Annotated in this window: 23 protein-coding genes, 1 pseudogene and 1 riboswitch; of the genes and pseudogenes, 5 read left to right on the forward strand and 19 right to left on the reverse strand. The window is 62.7% G+C overall.

Features of this window, described 5'->3' with window-relative positions:
• Positions 1 to 55: 55 nt before the first annotated feature.
• From C7I87_RS10035 to coxB, 9 genes are all read right to left on the reverse strand, one after another.
• Complete coding sequence (locus C7I87_RS10035) at positions 56 to 811, reverse strand: SURF1 family protein (RefSeq protein ID WP_188393792.1); 756 nt, start codon at positions 809 to 811, stop codon at positions 56 to 58.
• Complete coding sequence (locus tag C7I87_RS10040; protein WP_149904043.1) at positions 808 to 1,194, reverse strand: DUF983 domain-containing protein; 387 nt, start codon at positions 1,192 to 1,194, stop codon at positions 808 to 810. The genes C7I87_RS10035 and C7I87_RS10040 overlap by 4 nt, the downstream gene beginning before the upstream one ends.
• Positions 1,195 to 1,234: 40 nt before the next feature.
• Positions 1,235 to 1,726: a L,D-transpeptidase family protein gene (locus tag C7I87_RS10045; protein ID WP_149904044.1), complete on the reverse strand. Its 492-nt coding sequence runs from the start codon at positions 1,724 to 1,726 to the stop codon at positions 1,235 to 1,237.
• Positions 1,727 to 1,810: 84 nt separating this feature from the next.
• Positions 1,811 to 2,692, reverse strand: a complete 882-nt coding sequence (locus tag C7I87_RS10050; RefSeq protein WP_149904045.1) for a cytochrome c oxidase subunit 3 — start codon at positions 2,690 to 2,692, stop codon at positions 1,811 to 1,813.
• Between the two features lies 1 nt (position 2,693).
• A complete protein-coding gene (locus C7I87_RS10055) occupies positions 2,694 to 3,326 on the reverse strand; it encodes a cytochrome c oxidase assembly protein (RefSeq protein WP_149904046.1) in 633 nt (210 codons plus the stop codon).
• Complete coding sequence (locus C7I87_RS10060) at positions 3,326 to 3,487, reverse strand: hypothetical protein (protein WP_127873161.1); 162 nt, start codon at positions 3,485 to 3,487, stop codon at positions 3,326 to 3,328. The genes C7I87_RS10055 and C7I87_RS10060 overlap by 1 nt, the downstream gene beginning before the upstream one ends.
• 2 nt (positions 3,488 to 3,489) lie before the next feature.
• Complete coding sequence (locus C7I87_RS10065; protein WP_149904047.1) at positions 3,490 to 4,434, reverse strand: heme o synthase; 945 nt, start codon at positions 4,432 to 4,434, stop codon at positions 3,490 to 3,492.
• Between the two features lie 75 nt (positions 4,435 to 4,509).
• Positions 4,510 to 6,162 carry a cytochrome c oxidase subunit I gene (gene ctaD, locus C7I87_RS10070; protein WP_149904048.1) on the reverse strand — a complete coding sequence of 551 codons (1,653 nt, stop codon included), beginning with the start codon at positions 6,160 to 6,162 and terminating at the stop codon, positions 4,510 to 4,512.
• A 38-nt stretch (positions 6,163 to 6,200) separates the two neighbouring features.
• Entirely contained in the window at positions 6,201 to 7,100 is a 900-nt protein-coding gene (gene coxB / locus C7I87_RS10075) for a cytochrome c oxidase subunit II (RefSeq protein ID WP_149904049.1), read from the reverse strand.
• A 376-nt stretch (positions 7,101 to 7,476) separates the two neighbouring features.
• Between coxB and C7I87_RS10080 the strand changes: the two genes are divergently transcribed.
• From C7I87_RS10080 to C7I87_RS10090, 3 genes are all read left to right on the forward strand, one after another.
• Entirely contained in the window at positions 7,477 to 8,037 is a 561-nt protein-coding gene (locus tag C7I87_RS10080; protein WP_149904050.1) for an invasion associated locus B family protein, read from the forward strand.
• A gap of 172 nt (positions 8,038 to 8,209) precedes the next feature.
• Entirely contained in the window at positions 8,210 to 9,622 is a 1,413-nt protein-coding gene (tldD, locus tag C7I87_RS10085) for a metalloprotease TldD (protein WP_149904051.1), read from the forward strand.
• 221 nt (positions 9,623 to 9,843) lie between these two features.
• Positions 9,844 to 10,521: a transglutaminase-like cysteine peptidase gene (locus tag C7I87_RS10090; protein WP_188393799.1), complete on the forward strand. Its 678-nt coding sequence runs from the start codon at positions 9,844 to 9,846 to the stop codon at positions 10,519 to 10,521.
• 180 nt (positions 10,522 to 10,701) lie between these two features.
• Here C7I87_RS10090 and C7I87_RS10095 read toward each other — a convergent pair whose 3' ends face one another.
• The 4 genes from C7I87_RS10095 to C7I87_RS10110 all read right to left on the reverse strand — a co-directional run bounded on the left by C7I87_RS10095 (position 10,702) and on the right by C7I87_RS10110 (position 16,018).
• Positions 10,702 to 10,974: a hypothetical protein gene (locus tag C7I87_RS10095; RefSeq protein WP_149904052.1), complete on the reverse strand. Its 273-nt coding sequence runs from the start codon at positions 10,972 to 10,974 to the stop codon at positions 10,702 to 10,704.
• 405 nt (positions 10,975 to 11,379) lie between these two features.
• Positions 11,380 to 13,827 (reverse strand): caspase family protein, encoded by a 2,448-nt coding sequence (locus C7I87_RS10100; protein ID WP_149904053.1) that lies wholly within the window; start codon positions 13,825 to 13,827, stop codon positions 11,380 to 11,382.
• Between the two features lie 188 nt (positions 13,828 to 14,015).
• On the reverse strand, positions 14,016 to 15,257 hold the full coding sequence (locus tag C7I87_RS10105) for a class I SAM-dependent RNA methyltransferase (RefSeq protein ID WP_149904054.1): 1,242 nt from the start codon (positions 15,255 to 15,257) through the stop codon (positions 14,016 to 14,018).
• Entirely contained in the window at positions 15,254 to 16,018 is a 765-nt protein-coding gene (locus C7I87_RS10110; RefSeq protein WP_149904055.1) for a TlyA family RNA methyltransferase, read from the reverse strand. The genes C7I87_RS10105 and C7I87_RS10110 overlap by 4 nt, the downstream gene beginning before the upstream one ends.
• A 174-nt stretch (positions 16,019 to 16,192) precedes the next feature.
• On the opposite strand from C7I87_RS10110, the gene C7I87_RS10115 reads away from it, so the two are divergent.
• Positions 16,193 to 16,594, forward strand: coding sequence for a GFA family protein (locus C7I87_RS10115; RefSeq protein WP_149904056.1), 402 nt, complete (start codon positions 16,193 to 16,195; stop codon positions 16,592 to 16,594).
• Here the strand turns inward: C7I87_RS10115 and C7I87_RS10120 are convergent.
• The 6 genes from C7I87_RS10120 to C7I87_RS10145 form a co-directional block, all read right to left on the reverse strand.
• Complete coding sequence (locus tag C7I87_RS10120) at positions 16,591 to 16,884, reverse strand: hypothetical protein (protein WP_149904057.1); 294 nt, start codon at positions 16,882 to 16,884, stop codon at positions 16,591 to 16,593. The two genes, C7I87_RS10115 and C7I87_RS10120, sit on opposite strands and share 4 nt — an antisense overlap.
• 148 nt (positions 16,885 to 17,032) lie before the next feature.
• Positions 17,033 to 18,946, reverse strand: coding sequence for a 1-deoxy-D-xylulose-5-phosphate synthase (gene dxs / locus C7I87_RS10125; protein WP_149904058.1), 1,914 nt, complete (start codon positions 18,944 to 18,946; stop codon positions 17,033 to 17,035).
• Between the two features lie 104 nt (positions 18,947 to 19,050).
• Positions 19,051 to 19,971: a pirin family protein gene (locus C7I87_RS10130; RefSeq protein WP_149904059.1), complete on the reverse strand. Its 921-nt coding sequence runs from the start codon at positions 19,969 to 19,971 to the stop codon at positions 19,051 to 19,053.
• A gap of 40 nt (positions 19,972 to 20,011) precedes the next feature.
• The gene (locus tag C7I87_RS10135) at positions 20,012 to 20,278 is read right to left on the reverse strand and encodes a DUF2277 domain-containing protein (RefSeq protein ID WP_149904060.1); all 267 of its coding nucleotides are present in this window, start codon (positions 20,276 to 20,278) and stop codon (positions 20,012 to 20,014) included.
• Positions 20,279 to 20,372: 94 nt separating this feature from the next.
• Positions 20,373 to 20,624, reverse strand: coding sequence for an exodeoxyribonuclease VII small subunit (locus tag C7I87_RS10140; protein WP_149904061.1), 252 nt, complete (start codon positions 20,622 to 20,624; stop codon positions 20,373 to 20,375).
• A gap of 3 nt (positions 20,625 to 20,627) precedes the next feature.
• Entirely contained in the window at positions 20,628 to 21,554 is a 927-nt protein-coding gene (locus C7I87_RS10145) for a histone deacetylase family protein (protein WP_149904062.1), read from the reverse strand.
• 121 nt (positions 21,555 to 21,675) lie between these two features.
• Positions 21,676 to 21,855: riboswitch (cobalamin riboswitch) on the forward strand.
• Between the two features lie 99 nt (positions 21,856 to 21,954).
• Between C7I87_RS10145 and bluB the strand changes: the two are divergent.
• Positions 21,955 to 22,614 (forward strand): annotated as a pseudogene (gene bluB / locus C7I87_RS35920) (5,6-dimethylbenzimidazole synthase); the annotation flags it as partial.
• Positions 22,615 to 22,647 lie beyond the last annotated feature (33 nt).

Below are 22,647 nucleotides of genomic sequence, written 5' to 3' on the forward strand. Positions count from 1 at the left end.
GTGCCCACCCCTGCCCTGTCAAGGGTCTCGGTAGAAAGGGGGGCATCGCTCGTGTTCAGTCCTCTTTCGCGGGCCGGCGAAGCCGCAGGATGAGTACGGCAGCGAGCGCCGCGGCAAGCCCGTACCAGGTCACAGCATATTGCAGATGGCTGTTCGGCAGGTCGATGATGGTGACGCCCCCGACCGGCAAGCCGCCGGGATTTGGCGTCTTGTCTGCATCGATGAAGATCGGCACCAGCTTGAAGCCGGCCGGCAGGCCGGCGCTGCCGGCCATGACGTCGCGGTCCTTCCAGTAGAAGATGTTCTTCCCCACATCATTGTCGGGAAGCATCATTGACGGCTTTGCCGGCAGCGGGTTGCGGGCAAGCCCGGTGACCGTGACCTTGCCCGTTACCTGTCCCTTGGCGCGCTTGGCGGCGTCCTTTAGGTCGTATGGCACAAAGCCACGGTTGATCAGGACGAAACGGCCGTCGTCGAGGGCCAGCGGCGTGTAGACGTTGAAGCCGGCATCCCCTTCCCAGGTCGCATAGAAATGCCGTTCGCCGGAATGCAGGAAAGTCCCGGTGACCGTGACCGGCGTGTAGTCGACGTCGCCGGTCGAGGCGAATTCCTTCTCGACCTCGGCCAGCGGCAGTGGCGCCGAATGTGTGCGCTGGTCGATGGTCTGCAGCAGGCCTTCCTTCCAGTGCAGGCGCTGGACCTGCCATGTGCCGAGTGCCAGCAGGATCAAGAACAGCACAAGGCCGAGGGCGAACAACAGAGCCGATCTCGGCCGCGAATGGCCGCCGGCTTTGACGGAAGCTTCGCTCATTCGCCGCGGTCCAGCCTGCCCTCGGCCGCTTTGTTGCGGTATTGCAGGGTGAGCAGGACGCCCTTGATCAACCGGAGCGCCGTCAGGCACAGCACCAGGGCCAGCGGGATCCATATCAGCAGATGCAGCCAGAGCGGCGGGCTCAACGTCACTTCGACCCAAAGCGCCAGGCCGACGATGATAAAGCCGATGATCAGGATGACGAAGACAGCCGGCCCGTCACCGGCATCGGCGTAGGAATAGTCGAGGCCGCAATTGACGCAGCGCTTGCCGACGGTGAGAAAGCCGGAAAACAGCCGCCCTTCGCCGCAGCGCGGACAACGGCCGTGCAGGCCGGCCGAAATCGGATCGATCGGAGGCCAGATCGCCTTATCTTCAGTCATGGTTAGGGTCTTCAGTCATGGATAGGGCCGCCATTCATGGTCATTGCTCGATCTCGATCGGTGTGCCATCGGCCACCATTGCCCAGATTTCGTCCATGTCGGAGTCCGTAACCGCAATGCAGCCGTCGGTCCAGTCGACCAATTGAAGCAGCCAGCCCCACCAGCCGAAACCGTTCGGCTGGCCGTGGATCATGATCATGCCGCCGGGATCGACATTGCGCGCCTTCGCGGCCGCCAGATCCTCGGCATCGGGATAGGAGACATGGATCGACTTGTGCGCGATGCTGTTGGGGTTGCGCCAGTCGAGGGCATAGCGTCCCTCCGGCGTGCGCTGATCGCCCTCCTGGTGCTTGTGGCCGACGGGATCCCCACCGAGCGCGATGCTGTAGCTGCGCAGGATCTTGCCGGCGCCGATCAGCTCGAGCCGCCGCTCCGCCTTGTGGACACGCACAAGATCGACCCTGTCAGCGCCAAACGCCGGAAATGCCAAGAGGATGAAGGCGAAAATACCCAGGTCAGCCGCATCTTCCATCGATCGGCGATCATTGCGCCGAAAAGAAGAAAGGCGGCCACGTCGCCGCGGCCGCCTCTCCCGAAATTGAAACCCCAAGGTGGATCAGTGGCCTTCGATCACCGCGCCGACCGATCCCCAGACGTAGATCGAGGCGAACAGGAACAGCCAGACCACGTCGACGAAATGCCAGTACCAGGCGGCCGCCTCGAAGCCGAAATGCTGCTTGGGTGTGAAGTCGCCCTTCATCGCGCGGATCAGGCAAACCAGCAGGAAGATGGTGCCGATGATGACATGGAAGCCATGGAAGCCGGTCGCCATGAAGAAGGTGGCGCCGTAGATGGAATCCTTGAAGCCGAACGGCGCGTGCATGTACTCGTAGGCCTGCACCATGGTGAACAGCATGCCGAGGCCGACGGTCAACACCAGACCGTTGATCAGCCCCTTGCGGTCGCCATGGAGGAGCGAGTGGTGCGCCCAGGTGACCGTGGTGCCCGACAGCAGCAGGATGACGGTGTTGTAAAGCGGCAGATGGAAAGGATCGAGAACCTCCATGCCCTTCGGCGGCCAGACACCCCCGGTAAACGTGTGGCGCGCGTAGTTCTGCACCTCACCTGCAAAAAGGCTGGCATCGAAATAGGCCCAGAACCAGGCGACAAAGAACATCACCTCCGAGGCGATGAACATGATCATGCCGTAACGCAGGTGCAGCGACACGACGCGCGTGTGGTGGCCCTCATGAGCTTCCTTGATGGTGTCCGACCACCAGGCGAACATGGTGTACAGCACGATCACGATGCCGATGAAGAACAGCCAGGGATTGGCGATGTTGAAGCCGAAGATCGGGAAGGAGCCGCCCTTCAAATATTCCATGAGGCAGACACCGCCAAAAGCGGTGACAAGCGCCCCGACCGATCCCAGGAAAGGCCACGGGCTCGGGTCGACGAGATGGTAGTCATGGTGTGGTTTTGCGTGCGCGTCTGCCATATCAACCCCCGAGATTTGCTTCGGTATCTGAAACTGTCTTGCTACTGCCCTTGGCCGGCTCCGAGGAGGCGACCGGCTTGTTCTTCTCGACCGGGAACATCGTATAGGACAGAGTGATCGTCTTGATGTCCTTCAGTTCCGGCACATTCACGATATCGGGGTCCACATAGAACAGGACCGGCATGTCCAGCGTCTCGCCGGGCTTCAGCGTCGTATCGGTGAAGCAGAAGCATTCGACCTTGTTGAAGTACGGACCCGCCAGTTCCGGCTGCACGTTGAAGGTGGCGCGGCCGGTGACGGGGCGATCGAACTTGTTGGTCGCCTGATAATGCGCCTGCACGGTCTCGCCGATCTTCATGCTCATCGAGCGCTGGACCGGCTGGAACTCCCAAGGCACGCCGGCAATGTTGGCGTCGAAGCGGACGGTGATCTCGCGGTCAAGCACGCGGCCGGCATACTGCTTCTCGACACGCTGCGTGGTGCCGCCATAACCGGTCGCCTGGCAGAACATCTTGTAGAGTGGCACGGCTGCGTAAGCCATGCCGATCATGCCGCTGAAGAAGGCGAGGCAGACGGCCGCGACGACACGGTTGCTGGTCTTGCCTACCGTCTTTCTGGGCGTCTCGACGCTCATCACATCTTGCCCGACAAATTGTGGCCGAACTTCACGATCGTCGCGATGTAGAAAATCACGACCAGCAGAGCCAGCGCTACGCCTATCGCAATGGAACGGCTGCGCTGCGCCTTCTTCTGGCGATCGGTCAAGGTGACCGTCTCGAGTTCTTTCTCGACCATGGTCATGCCCCACCCATGGCAAGCGCGCGTTCGACGACACTGTCGGCCAGATAGGCGGCGAAGATGGCGAAGAGATAGAGCAGCGAATAGGCGAATAGGGCCTTGGCCGGCTTCATGGCGCGGTCATCGTCGGCCATGCCAAGCACTTTCCAAGCATACCAGACGAAACCAGCGCCAAGCAGCATGGCAGCCACGCCATAGAATGGCGTCGTGTAGCCGAGCAGCCAGGGCAGCACGCCGACCGGGGCCAGCACCAGAGCGTAGGCGAAAATCTGACGGCGGGTCGATGCATGGCCGGCAACGTTCGGCATCATCGGGATGCCGGCGCGGCCATAGTCCTCGGACTTGAACAGTGCGAGCGCCCAGAAATGCGGCGGCGTCCACAGGAAAATGATCAGGAACAGGATGGTGCTTTCGAGGCTGACCGATCCGGTCGCCGCGGCCCAGCCGATAACCGGCGGGATGGCGCCCGCGGCACCGCCGATGACGATGTTTTGCGGCGTCGAGCGCTTCAGCCACATCGTGTACACGACGGCATAGAAGAAGATGGTGAACGCCAGCAACGTCGCGGCCAGCCAGTTGACCAGCACGCCGAGCGTCATCACCGACAGGACCGAAAGGACCAGGCCGAAGCTGAGCGCCTCGTGCGGCTGGATACGACCGGACGGGATTGGGCGGCTGGCAGTCCTGGTCATCACCGCGTCGATGTCGGCGTCGTACCACATGTTGAGGGCACCCGAGGCGCCAGCCCCAATCGCAATAGCCAGGATGGCTATCACCGCCAGCAGCGGATTGATGGTCACGGGTGCCGCGACCAGCCCGACAAAGGCGGTGAACACCACCAGCGACATGACGCGCGGCTTCAGGAGGGCGAAGAAATCGCCCGCCGTCGCTTCCGACATGCGGAAGCCCGCTTCGTCAATGCTGGTTTTGTCGACTAGGGCCATGCGTACTCAAGTCCATTATTCCGTTGGCCAAAACCGCCGGCGGACCGGCGGTTTTGCATTCGAGGGGGAGCCGTCTTACTTGATCTTCGGCAGCTGCTCCCATTGGTGGAAGGGCGGCGGCGAAGGCAGCTGCCATTCGAGAGTCGTTGCACCCTCGCCCCATGGGTTGGCACCGGCCACCCGCTTCTTCTGGAAGGCTTCGAACACGCAGTAGAGGAAGATCAGGACGCCGACGGCCGAGATATAAGAGCCGATGGACGACACATAGTTCCAGCCCGCAAACGCATCGGGATAGTCGATGGTGCGGCGCGGCATGCCGGCGAGGCCGAGGAAATGCTGCGGGAAGAAGATCAGGTTGACGCCGACGAACGTGACCCAGAAGTGGGTGTTGGCGATGACAGGCGAATACATGTAGCCGGTCATCTTCGGGAACCAGTAGTACCAGCCGGCGAAGATGGCGAACACCGCGCCCAGCGACAGCACGTAGTGGAAGTGGGCGATGACGAAATAGGTGTCGTGCAGCGAACGGTCGAGGCCGGCATTGGCCAGCTGGACGCCGGTGACGCCGCCGATGGTGAACAGGAAGATGAAGCCCAGTGCCCACAGCATCGGCGTCTTGAACGAGATCGACCCACCCCACATCGTCGCGATCCAGGAGAAGATCTTCACGCCGGTCGGCACCGCGATGACCATGGTGGCGAAGACGAAATAGCGCTGCGTGTCGAGCGACAGGCCGGTCGTGTACATATGGTGCGCCCAGACGATGAAGCCGACTGCGCCGATCGCGACCATGGCGTAAGCCATGCCAAGATAACCGAACACCGGCTTCTTCGAGAAGGTCGAGATGACGTGGCTGATGATGCCGAAGCCCGGCAGGATCAGGATGTAGACTTCCGGGTGGCCGAAGAACCAGAACAGATGCTGGAACAGGATCGGATCGCCGCCGCCATCGGGAGCGAAGAAGGTGGTGCCGAAATTGCGGTCGGTGAGCAGCATGGTGATGCCGCCGGCCAGGACCGGCAAGGACAGCAAGAGCAGGAACGCGGTGACCAGCACCGACCAGGCGAACAGCGGCATCTTGTGCAGCGTCATGCCCGGGGCGCGCATGTTGAAGATGGTGGTGATGAAATTGATGGCACCGAGAATCGAGGACGCACCGGCGATGTGGATCGACAGGATCGCCAGATCCATGGCCGGACCGGGCTGCCCCGAAGTCGACAGCGGCGGGTAGAGCGTCCAGCCACCACCAACACCGAAAGCACCTGGTGCGCTTGGCACGAACATCGAGGTGAGCAGCAGGATGAAGGCCGGCGGCAGCAGCCAGAACGAGATGTTGTTCATGCGCGGGAACGCCATGTCCGGAGCGCCGATCATGATCGGCACCATCCAGTTGGCAAAACCGCCGATCAGCGCCGGCATGACCATGAAGAAGATCATGATCAGGGCGTGCGCGGTGGCGAAGGCATTGTACATGCTCTTGCCGCCGTCGATGGCGGCGTCGCCGTTCATGCCGTAGACCATCTGCGCCAGGCCGCTGAATATCTGGATGCCAGGCTCCTGCAACTCCATGCGGATGGCGACCGAAAGCGCGCCGCCGATGATACCGGCCATGATCGCGAAGATCAGGTAGAGCGTACCGATGTCCTTGTGGTTGGTCGAATAAACCCACCGCACCCAGCCGTGATACGGCTTGTGGTCGTGCCCGTCGTGAGCTGCAGCGTCTGCCATGTTCCGCTCCGTTCCCTAAATCTTGCTAACCCGCGACATCAATTGCCGGCGGCCGCTACCTTGTTCTGGCCATCGACCTCGGCCATGAGCGTCTTGTTGGCGCCCGGCAGATCGGTCTTGGCCGCCGCCAGCCAGGTCTTGAACTGCGCATCCGAGACGACACGGATGGCGATCGGCATGAAGGCGTGATCCTTGCCGCAGAGCTGCGAGCACTGACCATAATAAAGGCCTTCCTTCTCCGCCTTGAACCAGGTCTCGTTGGTGCGGCCCGGAATGGCGTCGATCTTGATCCCGAAGGACGGCATGGCGAAGGAGTGGATCACGTCGGTCGCGGTGACGAGCACGCGCGTCATGGTGTTGACCGGCACCACCAGCTCATTGTCCACGGCGAGCAGGCGCGGATAGACCTTGCGGTCTTCCTTGCCTGCCTTGGCGCGATCGCCATCCTGGAGGATCGCGGAGTTGAAGGCGAGCGTGTTGTCGGTCTGGTACTCGTAATCCCAGTTCCACTGGTTGCCGGTCGCCTTGACCGTCAGCTTGGCCTCTTCCGGCGGGGTGTATTGCGCGGTCAAGAGCTGGAACGAGGGAATGGCGAGACAGAGCAGGACGACGACCGGGCCGACGGTCCAGATCACCTCGATCAGCGTGTTGTGGCTGGTCTTGGAGGGAACCGGATTTGCGCTCGCGCGAAACCTGACGATGCAGTAGGCGAGGAGAAGGAGCACCAGGATGGTGATCGGAACGATGAACCACATCGTGTAGTTTCCGAACCATTCGATCTGCCGCATCATATCGGTCGCCGGCGCCTGGAAGGTGGTCTCCCACTCCACGGGCTGATCGGCATGGGCGGATGTGCCGGCAAAAATCGTGGCAGCGGCACAAGCACTCAGAAACTTGGCACTTGCTAGAAACCTGGCGCCAGCTAGGAAATTTCTCATCGCCCTCTTCGTCTCCCAGTTCCTCGCGGCGGTGCCAACGAGAATAACGAACAATGCCGGGACGGGAATCCCGACAGTCTCAAGGTGGTTCAAACCATACTCTTTTTCCCTCCGCAAGAAAGGAGCGGTCGAAACCGTGCGGCATTTTTGCGCGCGAGCTGACATGGCTCTTCCGGGGCAATGGCCATGGTGACGAATCGGGTATGTTCGGCGGGCTGTCCGCCCTATGCTGGCGGCGCCCGCAAAGCGTCGTAATTCAGGCGAATTTGGCAGGGAAAAGCGCCGTATTGCCTGTTTCGGGACAGTCCGGCCGCGGTCTCGTCCTTTACTTGGTATTGGCGCGGCTTAAAGTGCCGTGATTCGCAATGGAGCCGTCATGAACTCTTGGCTTTCGAGACTGAGGCATACGCGACCGGGACTTTCGAGAACCCTGGCGAACGCCGTGTTTCTCGCCGTCCTGTCCGCGGCCGGTCTGTTCGTCGCTGGTCAGGCCAATGCCGCCCAGCCGAGCGGCACGGTGCGCTCGACGCATGGCGCCTGGTCGATCATCTGCGACACGCCGGCCGGCGCCACCTCGGAACAATGCGTGATGATGCAGAACGTCGTCGCCGAAGACCGCCCGGAGATGGGGCTTTCGGTCGTCGTGCTGCGCACCGCCGACAACAAGGCCGAGATCCTGCGCGTGCTGGCGCCGCTCGGCGTGCTGTTGCCGAACGGCCTCGGCCTCAACGTCGACGGCAAGGATATCGGCCGCGCCTATTTCGTGCGCTGCTTCCAGGACGGATGCTACGCCGAGGTCATTCTCGAAAAGCCGCTGCTCGATACGCTGAAGACCGGCACGTCGGCAACGTTCATCGTGTTCCAGACGCCAGAGGAAGGCATCGGCATTCCCGTCGATCTCAAGGGTTTCGCCGAAGGCTTCGCTGCCCTGCCCTGATCGCGGCTCCGCGCTGAACCAGACCCGGACGCGGCTTTTTGCCGACCCCAAAAGCATGGCTTACATCAAGCGGACGGTGTCATTCGTCGGCGCGGATTATCATTGCCGATTGTGCGGGCGCGGCTTCACCCCTACATCGGGGGAAAGCAATCATCCCACGGACGGACGCGCCATGAACAGCCTGATCGGCCAATTCGACATTTCAGACGACCGCATCAAGCAGATCGTCGCCGATACCATCAAGGGCGCCGACGACGGCGAGCTTTTCCTCGAATATAGCGAGAGCGAGGCGCTGATGTTCGACAATGGCCGGCTCAAGACCGCCAATTTCAACACCGACCAGGGCTTTGGCCTGCGTGCGGTCGCCGGCGAAGCCAGCGGCTACGCCCATTCGAGCGACCTGTCCGAGGCATCGCTGCTGCGCGCGGCCGAAGCCGTCTCGACCGTCAAGGGCGGCTATTCCGGTACGCTTGCCGCAGCCCCCGCCCGCACCAACCGCCATCTCTACGGCGACGAGAACCCGATCCCCTCGCCTTCCTTCGAGGCCAAGGCGAAGCTGCTGCAGGAAATCGACGCCTGGCTGCGCGCCGAGGATCCACGCGTGCGCCAGGTGACGGCCTCGATCGCCGCATCCTGGCAGCATGTCGAGATCGTTCGTGCCGACGGCCAGGTGGTGCGCGATATCAGGCCGCTGGTCCGCGTCAACGTCTCGGTCGTCGTCGGCGATGGCGACCGCCAGGAGAGCGGCTCCTATGGCATGGGCGGGCGCAAGGCGTTCGGCGACTTCCTGATCGAGGATAGCTGGAAGCTCGCCGCCAGGGAGGCACTCCGGCAGGCGCTGGTCAATTTGGAGGCGATTCCGGCCCCGGCCGGCACTTTCGACATCGTGTTGTCCAGCGGCTGGCCGGGCGTGATGCTGCACGAAGCCGTCGGGCACGGGCTAGAAGGCGACTTCAACCGCAAGAAGACGTCGGCCTTCGCCGGCCTGATGGGGCAGCAAGTGGCCGCCAAGGGCGTCACCGTCGTCGACGACGGCACCATCCCCGAGCGGCGTGGCTCGCTCACCGTCGACGACGAAGGCACGCCTTCGGCCCGCAACGTTTTGATCGAGGACGGCAAGCTGGTCGGCTACATGCAGGACCGGCAGAACGCGCGGCTGATGGGCATGAAAGCCACCGGCAACGGCCGGCGCGAAGGCTATGCGCACCAGCCGATGCCGCGCATGACCAACACCTATATGACCTCAGGCGACGTGGAGCCGGACGAAATCATCGCCTCCGTCAAGAACGGTATCTATGCCGTCTCCTTCGGCGGCGGCCAGGTCGACATCACGTCGGGCAAATTCGTGTTCGGCTGCACCGAGGCCTACATGATCGAGAACGGCAAGGTGACGCAACCGATCAAGGGCGCCATGCTGATCGGCAACGGGCCTGACGCCATGCACCGCGTCACGATGGTCGGCAACGACATGAAGCTCGACAATGGCATCGGCATGTGCGGCAAGGCCGGCCAGGGCGTGCCCGTCGGCGTCGGCCAGCCGCATCTAAGGATGAACCAGATGACGGTCGGCGGCACGCGGGTTTGAGGCTCGGTGCCGGTCCGATGTCATCATCCGCCAAGTGATGTTCCGGATACAGGCGTTCTCGACCATGCCCATCGTCATCCTGACAGGTGCCGGCATTTCGGCGGCCGGGACCTTGAAGTGGACACAATCCACATTAAGGAATTATTAGGTCTTTGACTGCCTGGGCTGCCTTTAGCGCACGAACGCAGCACCAGTTCCTCGTTGCGGTGGTGGTTTTGGCAATGCGGCACTCCCCTGTCCTGGCTCTCGGGCTTGGCCTTGTTTCGTTGATTGGTGCGACATCGCTGCTGGCCAGTCCGGCGTCGGCGCAGTCGACATTGTTCAGGTCTCGATCGGCCCAATCTTCCGTGGATGGGTCTGCCGCCGTGGGTGGGAGCACCAGCGTCCCCTACGGTTGGATCGATTTCTGTCATCGCCGACCAAAAGAATGCAAGGTGCCCGCTCTGCCGGCCGCGAATGTCAAGCTGACAGCGCGGACTCTCCGTGTCCTCAAGCGGATAAATCAGAAGGCGAACAGTTCCATCAAACCCGTCAGCAATTTCGATCACTGGGGCACGATGGCGGACCATTGGGATTATCCGGTTGACGGCAAAGGCGACTGCAAGATTTACGCACTCTACAAACGCAAGCTCCTTCAGGAGGCTGGATTTCCCCGGCAGGCGCTGTTGATGACGGTCGTGCGCGACCTCAACAATGAAGGGCACACCGTCCTGACGGTGAAAACCGACAAAGGCGATCTCATCCTCGACAATATGGTCGACGAAATCAGGCCCTGGAACGCGACCGGCTACTATTTCCTGAAACGTCAGTCGCAGCAAAATCCGAATGTCTGGCTGTCGGTCAACCAGCGAGGTGGCAGCCCGAAAGCCCTTACGAATGTTGCAAAGCTCATAGACTGAGACTGTCGGGACCGTAGCGGTCCACGCACTACAGGCGTCGGCGGGTTTCCGGAACCGTGTCATCGGCCCTTGTCTCTCAGGAAGTGGCTTCAGAGGGAAAACAGTTTATATTTCCCGAATCGCTGCCAGCCTTCCCAGCAGGACAGGCTGGCAGCAACCCTTTGCCGCGGAGGCAGACGGTCAGCTGGCTTTGCCGCCGTTCTTCTTGCAGTCGGCCCGGAACTTCGCGCGTGCCTTGCCGTGCAGCTTCTGGGCATCCGCAAGCGCGGAACATTGCTTCGAAATCGCGGTTTTCTCGGGCGTCATCGTAGTCGTCTTTGCCTTCTTCATAGGGGCGGCTGTGGTAGCGGCCGGCGCAGTGGTCGTCGTGGCTGCTGTCGTCGCTGCCGCGGCGGCTCCCGTCGCGATGAACGCGGCTACGGCGATGGATGTCAGAACGCTTGCAATCCTCATTGTGCTCACTCCTTTTTGGTCCCCCTGCACTGACTGGGTACCAGCGAGCCGGCGTACTGCGCAATCACGGCAGCCGCCAACCACGCAGTTGTGATCTGATCGCGGGTTGCCGTCGCAGCCAGGCGATATTCTGCCGCCGGCACAGCCGCGCCACCTCACAACGCGACCAGCGACGTGCCTCAAGCCCTTTGCCCTTTGCATGTCGCGACTCAAGTCCGAGCCGCCTATGGGTAACATGTGCTATTTCCTGCAAGCCGGCTCATTTTTTGAAAGGTTTGTAGCGCTCCAGCGCCAGCGATCCCTTGATCGCAATATCACGGGTCGGAATATCCGAACTCACGAAAGCTCAAGAGCGGTTCATCGTTTCACGGAAACGACAAACCGCTCTATCTCGTTACCGACAGACTACTGCTTGCAGGGTGGCTCACCCGGATGCCCGCAAGCGGGCTTCTTGTTGGCCTGCGGCGGCTGCGGCTTGGGCTGCTGCTCGATGCGCCTCTCCTGCACCTGGGGCTTGGGCTGCTGCTGGATGCGTCGCTCCTGCACCTGGGGCTTGGGCTGCGCATGGAACTCCGGCTTCTGCGGCTTGGAGAAGACCTGCACGTTGGGTTTCTCCTGCCGCTTCAACTGGCGCTGCGCGTTCTCGTTCAGCTTGTTGACCTTGAGGTTCCGCTGGATGCCGACTCCCGCGCCGCTGGGACCGCCATCGCCGTTCTGCAACTTGCGGAACTTCTTGTTCCCATTGGGCGAGCCCTGATCGTTCGGTGCGACATTGGGCTGACCGGAAGATAGATCCTTGCGTGTGAGCTTCTTCGGTTTTCCACCATTCTGGTCGGACAACGCGTTCGGATTGTTCTTGAACTTCTGCTGGGCGTTCAAGTCTTGCTGGGCAGGGGCGCCATTGACGGTCGGAAGCTTACGGAGCTTGCCCTTCCCCTGGCCGGTTGCATTCTGCTGTGCCGTGCCCGCCGCGCCGGCATTTCCAGTAGCCTGCTGACTATTTCCGGTGGCCTGCTGGTTGCCGCCCACTATGCCTTGCTTGCCAAGCAGCTTCTTGGACTTGGCGTTGGGCAAATTCTGCCCGTTGAGTACCGGCTTGCCATTGACCAGCGGCAGTGCCTTGCCGTTGGCTCCGGGCAATGCGTGACCGGTTCCAAGCTTGCCGGCGGACAGGTTCTTCGATTGCGGGGACGCCGCACCCGGCTGCTGGCCCTGCGTGGCAGCCTGGCCGGGCTGCTGGCCGCCCTGATTCTGCTTGGACAGCACCGCCTTTTTCTGCAGCAGCGGCGGCAGCGCCACCTTGGCGACCAGTGCGGCCGCGCCCGCACCAACGACCATCTTCTGCCCGGTGGTGAGACCGCCCGATGCATTGCCATTTGGCTGCCCGGCTTGATTGGTGGTCTCGTTGTTGATCGTCGTGTTGTTGGTGTTGTTGATGACGGTTGTGTTGTGAATGTTGTTGAAGATGATGTCGTTCGGCGGCGGCACGATGTCACGCGGCGGGTTGATAAACGCGGGTATCGGCACAAACACCGGCGTCGGCAGGACGAAGACGTCGGCCGGCGGCGGCGGTGGCGGCAATTCGATGAAGTCGCGCGGCCGTGGCTGCAGGAAGATCACGCCGACAGGAGGCGGTGGATCGAAGTCGAACTCGGGGTCGTCGAAATAGAGCTCGGGCCGGTCGACATAGACGATCTCTTCCGGCGGTGGTGGCGGCACATCATAGGCGTAGACTGCGAAACTCTGCGGCGGCTCCAACTCGGCATCGAAATGCTCGAGCCGGCGGCGGGCGTCCCAGGCATGAGGGCCATGCGGATAGCGATCGAGATAGGACCAGTAGGCTTCCGGCGTATCCCTAAGCCAGGTCTGGCGCCAGGTGATCGCCTCGCGCCGAGCCGCCAGGATTGCGCGCGCACGCTTGGCCATCGGGTCATGCGGATAGGCGGCGATGAAATCCTCATAGCCGCGCATCGTGTCGCGATCCAAAGCCGCCACATAGGCATCATGCGCGTCGAAATCGCGGATCTCCTTGGTCCGGTTTGTTCGCGCTTCGGCGGCTGAGACCTGCGGCGCCGGCGCATCCGGCCCACGATCGAAGAACGCAAAGGGTTGCGTGATTTCCGAGGCGTTCCACGGCACTTCCGCACCTTGCGTCACCTCGTTGACACGCAGGCGTGTGCGGTCAAAGACATCGTCGAGCGGTAGGCCGCCTTCGCGGATCATCTCGGCCAGCCCCTGAGCATACGCGCCATATGGACCCTTGCCCTCCGGTGCAACGGTTCCCGGAGCGGCGTTGAAAGCAATCAGCATGTTCGGATCGGGGTCGACGAGCGCAAGGCCGCCGGCCAACGGCTGGTTCGACTGCGGGAAATCGTTGGGTCGCGCTGCATCGAGCACGACGATGTTGACCTTTGTCGACAATCCAGCCAGCGACTTGGTGACGTCGGAGAGCCGCATACCCTGAAGCGGGACGTCGCTCGGATTGGAGATCTGGGCATCGACCGGCAAGAAGTAGTTCTCACCTTCGAATTGCACACCCTGGCCGGCAAGATAAACGAAAACGGCCGCGTCGGGACCGGCGGCGGACACCTTGCCGAGAAAATCGCGTAGCGCACCGCGCAGCGATTCTTGATCCACATCGCGCGCGCCGACCACATCGAAACCGGCAGCCTGCAAGGTCTGCGCGATCAGTCCGGCATCATTGGCGGGTGTCACCAGTGCGCCAGAGGAATAGGCAGCGTTGCCGATAACAAAAGCGAGGCGTTTTTGCTCTTGCGCGAGGGCACCCGTCGCCGAGGCGGCCATGAAAATGAAAATAGCGAAAAAACCGAAGAATTTCTGAAGCGTCCGCATTTCTGGCCACCAACATAGGCAACGACGCTGGAGGAGGAAGGTTCCCTCACCATCGATTCGAAAATAGACGGGCGCAAAGGGGCGGCTTTGCGGCGCGATTTCGGCAAGTTGCGATCAAGGCCGTCCGAAGCGGCAGCCTCAAGAAAATGTGATCATTGTCGGTTCGTGCGGAGCCGACCCGATGCCGGCTATCGCCGCCTCTTCGGTTTTTCCAGCAAGGCGACAGCCTCGACATGGGACGACCACAGGAACTGGTCGATTGGCGTCACGCTTTTCAAAGTGTAGCCGCCGTCGATGAGGATGCGCAGATCGCGAGCCAGGGTCACTGGATTGCAGGACACCGCAGCAACGTATGGAACATCCGAGCGGGCGATCTGCTTCGACTGGTCTTCGGCACCCGCCCTCGGGGGGTCGAAGACCAGTCCGTCGAAGGCGTTCAACTCCTTGAATGTCAGTGGCCGCCGAAACAGGTCGCGTCGTTCGCCCGTCACCCGCTTGAGCCCGGTCGCGAAGCGTGATCCCCGGTCTAGCGCCGAAAGTGCGGCCGCATCTCCTTCGACTGCGTGCACTTCCGACTTCGCTGCCAACCGCAAGGCGAAGCTGCCGCATCCGGCAAAAAGGTCGGCGACCTTTTTGGCACGCTTCAGATGTCCGCCGACGATCTCGGCCATGGTCTGTTCGGCTGCCTCGATCGCTTGCAAGAAGGCACCTGGCGGCACCGCGACCGCGACGCTGCCGAACATGACCACGGGTTTCCTCGGCTCGATGACGATCTCGTCATCGATGGACAGTCTGGCGAAGCCCTGCGCAATGACAAAATTGGAGGCGATACGGCGCTGGTGTTCGCCGAGCTTGCCGGATTCGTGCGCCGCGACATCGAGGCCCGAAGCCGTCACGGTGACCGCCATCCGAAATGATTTGGTGGTCGCGCATATCAATTCGGCCAGTGCCTTCAACGGGCCGAGCGCGGCGACGATCTCGGGCAGCGAGATCGGGCATTCGGATATCGAGATGATTTCCGGCGACAGATGGCGATTGAAGCCGAGCAACATGCCTGTCTCGGTGCGCCGGGCGGCAAGCACGACACGGCGACGCGACTGCGGCGCGCAGGGGACCAGCGCGTCGATGCCGCACTCGATGCCCTTGCCCTTCAGGGCGTGCACCACCTTTTCGCGTTTCCACTGTCGATAGGCTTCGGCCTCGAAATGCTGGAGGGCACAGCCGCCGCATTCGGTGAAATGGCGGCAGGCGGGTTCGACGCGCAACGGCGAGGCCTCCAGCACCGCCACCAGCGTGGCGCGATCCCTTTCGCGCGCGGCGGTGACGGTCTCGCCCGGCAGCGTGAAGGGAATGAACAGATCGCCGATTTCAGTTTCGGCGATGCCGTCGCCCTGGGCGCCCAGTTTCTTGATGGTGAAGCGTGCGCTCATCGGTCCTTGATCCCACCAAGCAGGAATTCGCGATTGCCGTCGCCACCGTCGATCGGCGACAGATGCAGACCAAGCGAGCGCCAGCCGGGAACGGCATCCAGCCAATCCTGCAGCAGGCCTGCGACACGGGCGGCATCGAAGGGATCCTTCAACAGACCGCCCTTGCCGATCGCCTCGCGACCGGCCTCGAATTGCGGTTTGACCAGAAAGACCGCGCCGGCACCGGGCTTCGCAATAGCAAGCGCCGGCGGCAGCGCCAGTTTCAGCGAGATGAAACTGACGTCGGAAACGATGAAATCCGGACTGCGGCCGGCAAGATCGGCGACCGTGAGATCGCGTGCGTTCAGGCTTTCGATCACGGTTACACGCGGATCGCCGCCGATATCGGGATGCATCTGGCCGTGCCCGACATCGATGGCCGTGACATGGGATGCGCCGCGTTCCAGCAACACCTGGGTGAACCCGCCTGTCGAGGCGCCGATGTCGAGGGCTTCGCGGCCGGCGGGGTCGAGGCCGAAATGGTCCAGTCCGCCGATCAGTTTGAGCGCCGCGCGCGACACATAGCCTTGCGCCGGATCGTCGATGACAACAAGGCACTGCGGCGAAACGTTCTGGCCGGGTTTGCGGGCAATGGCGCCATCAACCGTCACCGTGCCGCGCTCTACCGCGTCGCGAGCACGCGAGCGGCTGGCAAACAGCCCGCGCTGGACGAGCAGGTCGTCGAGCCGCTGGCGTGTGCTGGCTGGCAGAGGCGAATTCATCGGCCTTCTCTGGCGAAAGCGCGCGGTGAAGGCAAGGACATTACACGGGACAAGGTGACGTCGTGCGCGAGCGGCCGGTGCATCGAGCCAAGCCGCAGCTTGCGTGCATGGTATGGGGTCCGGCAGAATATTAGTCGAGGAGGGTCCCAGTTGTTGCAACACGAAGGAGGACGAATGCTGACGGGAACCTGCCACTGTGGCGCAGCCCACTGGACGCTGGAAGGCGATCCCGGCCCGGTGACGGCCTGCAACTGCACTCTTTGCCGCCGCTATGGCGCGCTCTGGGCCTATGATTATGTCAACGAACGCATTCGCGTTTCGGGGCCGACGGCCAGCTATACGCGCGCCGGAAAGGACGCGCCGTCGCTTGAAATCCTATTCTGCCCGACCTGCGCCTGCGTGCTGGCGTGGCGCGGCTTGCGCGCCAGCGATTCTGGCCGAATACGGATCGCCGTCAATGTGCGGCTGGCGCCGCCCGAGGCCGTCGCCGACTTGCCGATCGACCATTTCGATGGTCTCGACTCTTACGACGATCTGCCGCGCGATGGTCGCTGCGTGCGCGATATGTGGTTTTAGAAGATGGTCCGCGAAACCTGGCGCTCGACAGCCGGAGACAGACCATCGTTCCGATTCCCTAAAGCCTGCTCGCGTGGATGCTCGGTCACAATAGCGGACTGAGGCGCGGTGTCCGGCAGCACCACAAGCTGCGGCACCTGTCTGTAGGAAAAGCCGCCGCGGATATCGCCGATCTTGCCGGCAACAATGTCTAGCGCCGCCTTTTCAAGATTGCGGTCATAGGCTGTTTCGGCGGCAGCCGGTACAACCATCGCCGCCAAGAGGGCCGCGCCGCACAGAAGCGTCTTCATTGTTGTTGTCTCCCTGCCTGGCTGTGATCTAGCAGGGCGCCGTTGAAAAACGGCCAAGGGACACGGTAAGCGAAAAGCCAAACGGCAGCGTTAACAATGCGTTACGAAATGAAGCCGGCAAACTGATTCAAGCGCTTGAGGTTTTGATTCAGGCGCGCTGGGCACGGACTGTATGGCCGAGGGCCGTGAAAACGGTGCGCACTATGCCGGCGGCGTCGAGGCCGGCGTCGGCATACATCTTCTCCGGCTTGGCGTGGTCGGTGAAGGCGTCCGGCAGCACCAGCGGGCGTACCTTCAGGCCGCTCTCCAGTAGTCCTTCATGGGCAAGGAACTGCAGCACATGGCTGGCGAAGCCGCCGACGGCGCCCTCCTCCACCGTGACCAGAACCTCGTGCGAGCGGGCCAACCGGCGGATCAGGTCCTCGTCGAGCGGCTTGGCGAAGCGGGCATCGGCAACCGTGGTGGAGAGCCCGGCCGCGCCGAGTTCCTCGGCGGCGGCAAGGCAATCCTGCAGCCTTGTGCCGAAGGACAGCAGGGCGACCTTGCTGCCTTCCCGGACGATGCGGCCTTTGCCGATCTCGAGAACCGAGCCGCGCTCCGGCATGTCGACGCCGACGCCATTGCCGCGCGGATAACGGAAGGCGATCGGGCCGTCATCGTAGCTGGCGGCCGTGCGCACCATGTGGCGCAGTTCCGCCTCGTCGGCCGCCGCCATGATGACGAAACCCGGCAATGAGGCCAGGAAGGTGGTGTCGAAGGCACCACAATGGGTGGCGCCGTCGGCGCCGACATAGCCGGCGCGGTCGATGGGAAAACGCACCGGCAATTTCTGGATAGCCACGTCGTGCACGACCTGGTCGTAGGCACGCTGCAGGAAGGTCGAATAGATCGCCGCGAACGGCTTATAGCCTTCCGTGGCGAGGCCGGCGGCGAAGGTGACCGCATGCTGCTCGGCGATGCCGACATCGAACGTCCTGGCCGGAAACACTTCGCCAAACAGGTCGAGGCCGGTGCCGCTCGGCATGGCGGCGGTGACGGCGACGATGCGATCGTCCTCGCGGCCCTCCTGGATCAGGCTTTCGGCGAATACCTTGGTGTAGGCTGGTGCGTTGGCCGGCGCCTTGGCCTGCGTTCCTGTGATGACATCGAACTTGTTGACGCCGTGATACTTGTCGGCGGCGGCTTCCGCCGGCGCATAGCCCTTGCCCTTCTGGGTCACGACATGGATCAGCACCGGACCCTTGCCGTTGTCGCGGACATTTTTCAGGACCGGAATCAGATGCTCCAGATTGTGACCATCGATGGGGCCGATGTGATAGAAGCCGAGTTCCTCGAACAAAGTGCCGCCGGTGACGTAGCCGCGCGCATGCTCGACCGCGCGGGTGATGGCTCGATCGGCCCGCTTGCCGAGATAGGAGGTCAGCTTCTTGCCGAAGTCGCGCAGGCCGACATAGGTCTTGCCGGAAGCCAGGCGCGCCAGATAGGCGCTCATGGCGCCGGTCGGCGGGGCGATCGACATATCGTTGTCGTTGAGGATGACGATGAGACGGGCATCGAGCGCGCCGGCATTGTTCATCGCCTCATAGGCCATGCCGGCGGACATGGCGCCGTCCCCGATGACGGAAATGACATTGTTGCGGCGGCCTGCGAGGTCGCGGGCGGCGGCCATGCCGAGGCCGGCCGATATCGATGTCGAGGAGTGGGCGGCGCCGAACGGGTCGTATTCGCTCTCGGCCCGGCGGGTGAAGCCCGACAAGCCGCCTTCCTGGCGCAAGGTGCGGATGCGGTCCCGGCGTCCGGTCAGGATCTTATGCGGATAGGCTTGGTGGCCGACATCCCAGATCAGCCGGTCGTCAGGTGTGTTGAAGACATAATGCAGCGCCACCGTCAGTTCGACCACGCCAAGCCCGGCACCGAGATGGCCGCCCGTGTGGGAGACAGCATCGACCAGTTCGGCGCGCAGCTCGGACGCCAGTTGCGGCAATTCGCTTTCGGCAAGTGTGCGCAGGTCCGCAGGGATGCGGACCTTGTCGAGAAGCGGCGTATGCGGCGTTGCGTTCACGGTTAGGCCTGCTCGGGCTTTCTGTTCATCGGCGGGATAGGCCGCCGGCCGGCGAAAGTAAATGCGTGTCGGTGACGCGGCCGGTCAGCCCCTCACCGACCCGCTCAGCCTTCCGGCAGCGGGATGAATTCTTTCTCATCGCCGGGAACGATATCGAAGCGGCCGGTCTTCCATTCCTGCTTGGCTTGCTCGATGCGCTCCTTGGACGACGAGACGAAATTCCACCAGATGTAGCGCTGCGAACCGAGCGAGGCGCCGCCGAACAGCATGAAATGCGCATCCGTCGGCGACGATATGACGATCTCGTCGCCAGGCCGGAACACCAGCAGCCGTTCGGCCGGAAAGACGTCGCCTGAAATCGAAACCTCGCCCTCCAGCGTGTAGATGGCGCGCTCTTCCGCATCGGCCGGGATCTTGACGCTGGCACCGGGCGCCAGCCGCAAATCAGCGTAGAGCGTTTCGGAATCCGCCCGTACCGGCGATCGCAGTCCCTGGAAATCACCAATGACCACGCGTCCGCTGACGCCTTCGGCATCGATTTCGGGGAGCCGCAGCGCCGCCGTGTTCTCGAACACCGGCGCAACCTCTTCCTTGCCGTCCGGCAGAGCCAACCAGGTCTGCAGGCCGGAGATCGACATCGGCGCGCCGCGCAATTCCTGCGGCGTGCGCTCGGAGTGGACGATGCCGCGGCCTGCGGTCATCAGATTCACGTCGCCGGGTTCTATCACCATTTCGGTGCCGAGCGAATCGCGGTGCCTGATCTTGCCGTCGAACAGATAGGTCACGGTCGACAGGCCGATATGCGGGTGCGGTCGAACATCGAGCGCCTGGCCCGCCCTCAGGATAGCCGGACCCATACGGTCGAAGAAGATGAACGGCCCGACCAGCCGCCTCTTGGCGGTCGGCAAGGCGCGGCGCACCTCGAAGCCACCAATATCCTTGGCGTTGGGTATGACCATCAGCTCGATCTGGTCGCTGGCGAAGGCATCGCCGGCCTCAGGGTCTTTCCCCGGGAAGAAGCTCATGAACTCTCCTCATCAGCGATCGATGGCCGCATTGGACTTATCAGGCGAACCGGATTGCCGCCTTTGCTCTTAACTTGGCCGCCACCTCTTCGCGATTGCGCGGATGCTGGTGGGTTTCGAGGGAATCAAGCAATTCGCGTGCGGATGCCGCGATGGCTTCGACCGCATGATCGAACGCGTGCTGGTTCTTGGCGGAAGGCCGCGTCGTGCCGCTCAGCTTGCGGACAAACTGGAGTGCCGCGTCACGGACTTCGTCATTCGTTGCCGGCGGATCAAAATTGAACAGGGTCTTGATGTTTCTGCACATCGCTTCCGTATCTCCCTCTTGTCCGTTTCAATCGGGACGAACCCGTATCCTCAATCATGATCGTGTCCAAAAATCGGTAAGGCTGCTCCAGGGCTCAGTCCGCGTCGAGCGGCTCGGTTCCAACCGGCTTGCCGTCGCGCGACAGCCTGATCTTCTCGACCTTGTCCTCGGCGGCCTTCAGCAGCCGGTCGCAATGCGCCTTCAGTGCCTCGCCGCGCTCGTAGATCCGGATCGACTGGTCGAGCGGGACGTCGCCACGCTCCAGATCATCGACGATCTTCTCCAGCGCGTCGAGTGCCTGTTCGAAGCTCATCGCCTTGACGTCTTCGTTGATCTCACCAGTCATCATTCATCCTTTCATCAGTCGCCCGACATGGGCGGCGACCGAAAATGCCAATCCCTGCAGATCGTAGCCGCCCTCGAGCAGGCTGACGAGCCGGTTGCCGCTATGGCGTGCGGCGCGCTGCATCAGCTGGCCGGTCGCCCAGTCGAAATCGTCCTCGGTCAGATTGATCTCCGCCAGCGGATCGCGGTGGTGCGCGTCGAAGCCGGCCGAAATGATGATCAAATCGGGCGCGAAATTATCGATCGACGGCAGCACGCGCGACAGGAAAGCATCGCGAAACACCTCGCTGCCGGTCTGCGGCGCCAGCGGTGCGTTGACGATGTTGCCGACGCCGGTCTCGCTCTTTGCGCCGGTGCCGGGGTAGAGCGGCATCTGGTGCGTCGAGCAATAGAGCACCGAGGGATCGTCCCAGAAAATATCCTGCGTGCCGTTGCCGTGATGCACGTCCCAGTCGACGACGGCGACACGCTCGACGCCGTGCTTCTTCTGCGCGTAGCGGGCCGCGATCGCCGCCGTGTTGAAGAAGCAGAAGCCCATCGCCGTGGTCTTTTCGGCATGGTGGCCAGGCGGCCTGGCTGCGACGAAGACATTGTCGGCGCGGCCCGCAAAGACGTCGTCGACGGCGGCATTGGCGGCGCCGATCGCCGTGGTCACCGCCTGCCAGCTCTTCGGGCTGGCGGTGGTATCGGCGTCGATGCGGGCAATGCCCTCCTCCGGAATGCCGGCGCGGACACGCGCGACGAAATCGGCAGGATGCGCGTAGAGGATCGTCGCCTCGTCGCCTTCCGGCGCCTGGACGCGGTCAAGCGCGGCAAAAGCTTCGTCGTCGAGCACGCGTTCGATGGCGCGCAGGCGATCGGGCCGCTCGGGGTGACCGGGAGGCGTGATGTGTTCGAGGAAAATCGGATGCGTGTAGAGACGGGTTGTCATGTCCCCTATCTAGTGCCCCGGTGCCGTGATGGCCATGCGTTGCGGCCCGATCGCTGGGGAAAATCGAACCTGCGTCCATTCATGTCGCTGCGGGCATTGGCGCCGCCAGCACTTCGGCGTAAGATTGCCGCTACTGCCTGGTGCCTGCGAAAGCGGGAGAATCGGGAACACGGTTTAACGCCGTGGCGTGCCCAACGCTGTGAGGGGGACCGCGCCGGTAAATGCCACTGTCGATGACGGGAAGGCACCGGACGCGGGTTGATCCCGAGCCAGAAGACCGGCCTGGCAGGCATCGTCATCCGCATGGTCAGGCGGATGATATCAGAGCGGCGTGCATTCTCTTGGACGCACAAAGTACGCTCTGAGAATTTGAACTGCTGCAATCGCAAGGGGACAAGCGATGCCGGAAGCCATGACCGCTCCTGTGGGCGACGGATTTGATCAGGTAGCGCGCGACGCGGTTTACCGCGCCATGTTCACGCGGCGCGACGTGCGCAGCCATTTTACATCGGAAGCGATCGACGACGACGTACTGGCGCGGCTGCTGCTTGCCGCCCATCACGCGCCATCCGTCGGCTTCATGCAGCCTTGGAATTTCATCATCATTCGCAACGCCGCGCGGCGGGCAGAGGTGCGCGACCTGTTCCTTGCCGCGCGCGAACAGGAACTGCCTGAAATCGAGGCAGAACGGCAGGCGCTCTACCGCAAGCTGAAACTGGAAGGCATCTGCGAAAGCGCGCTCAACATCTGCATCACCTGCGACCGCGAGCGCTCGAAAGGCTCGCCGCTGGGGCGCTGGCACAATCCGGAAATGGATCTCTACAGCACGGTCTGCGCGGTGCAGAATTTCTGGCTCGCGGCACGCGCCGAGGGCGTCGGCGTCGGCTGGGTCAGTATCATCGAGGCGCAAGCGTTGAAACGTCTGCTGGCCGTTCCCGACCACGTGACGCCGATCGCCTATCTTTGCGTCGGTCGGGTTTCGCAATTCGCACCGAAACCGGACCTCGAAACGCATGGCTGGGGCCGGCGGCTGCCGCTGTCCGACCTGATCATGAGCGAGACGTTTTGCGGCCAGGGTGAGGCACCGCTCAAA

Source organism: Mesorhizobium sp. SARCC-RB16n (genome assembly GCF_008520305.1).
GTDB lineage: Bacteria > Pseudomonadota > Alphaproteobacteria > Rhizobiales > Rhizobiaceae > Mesorhizobium.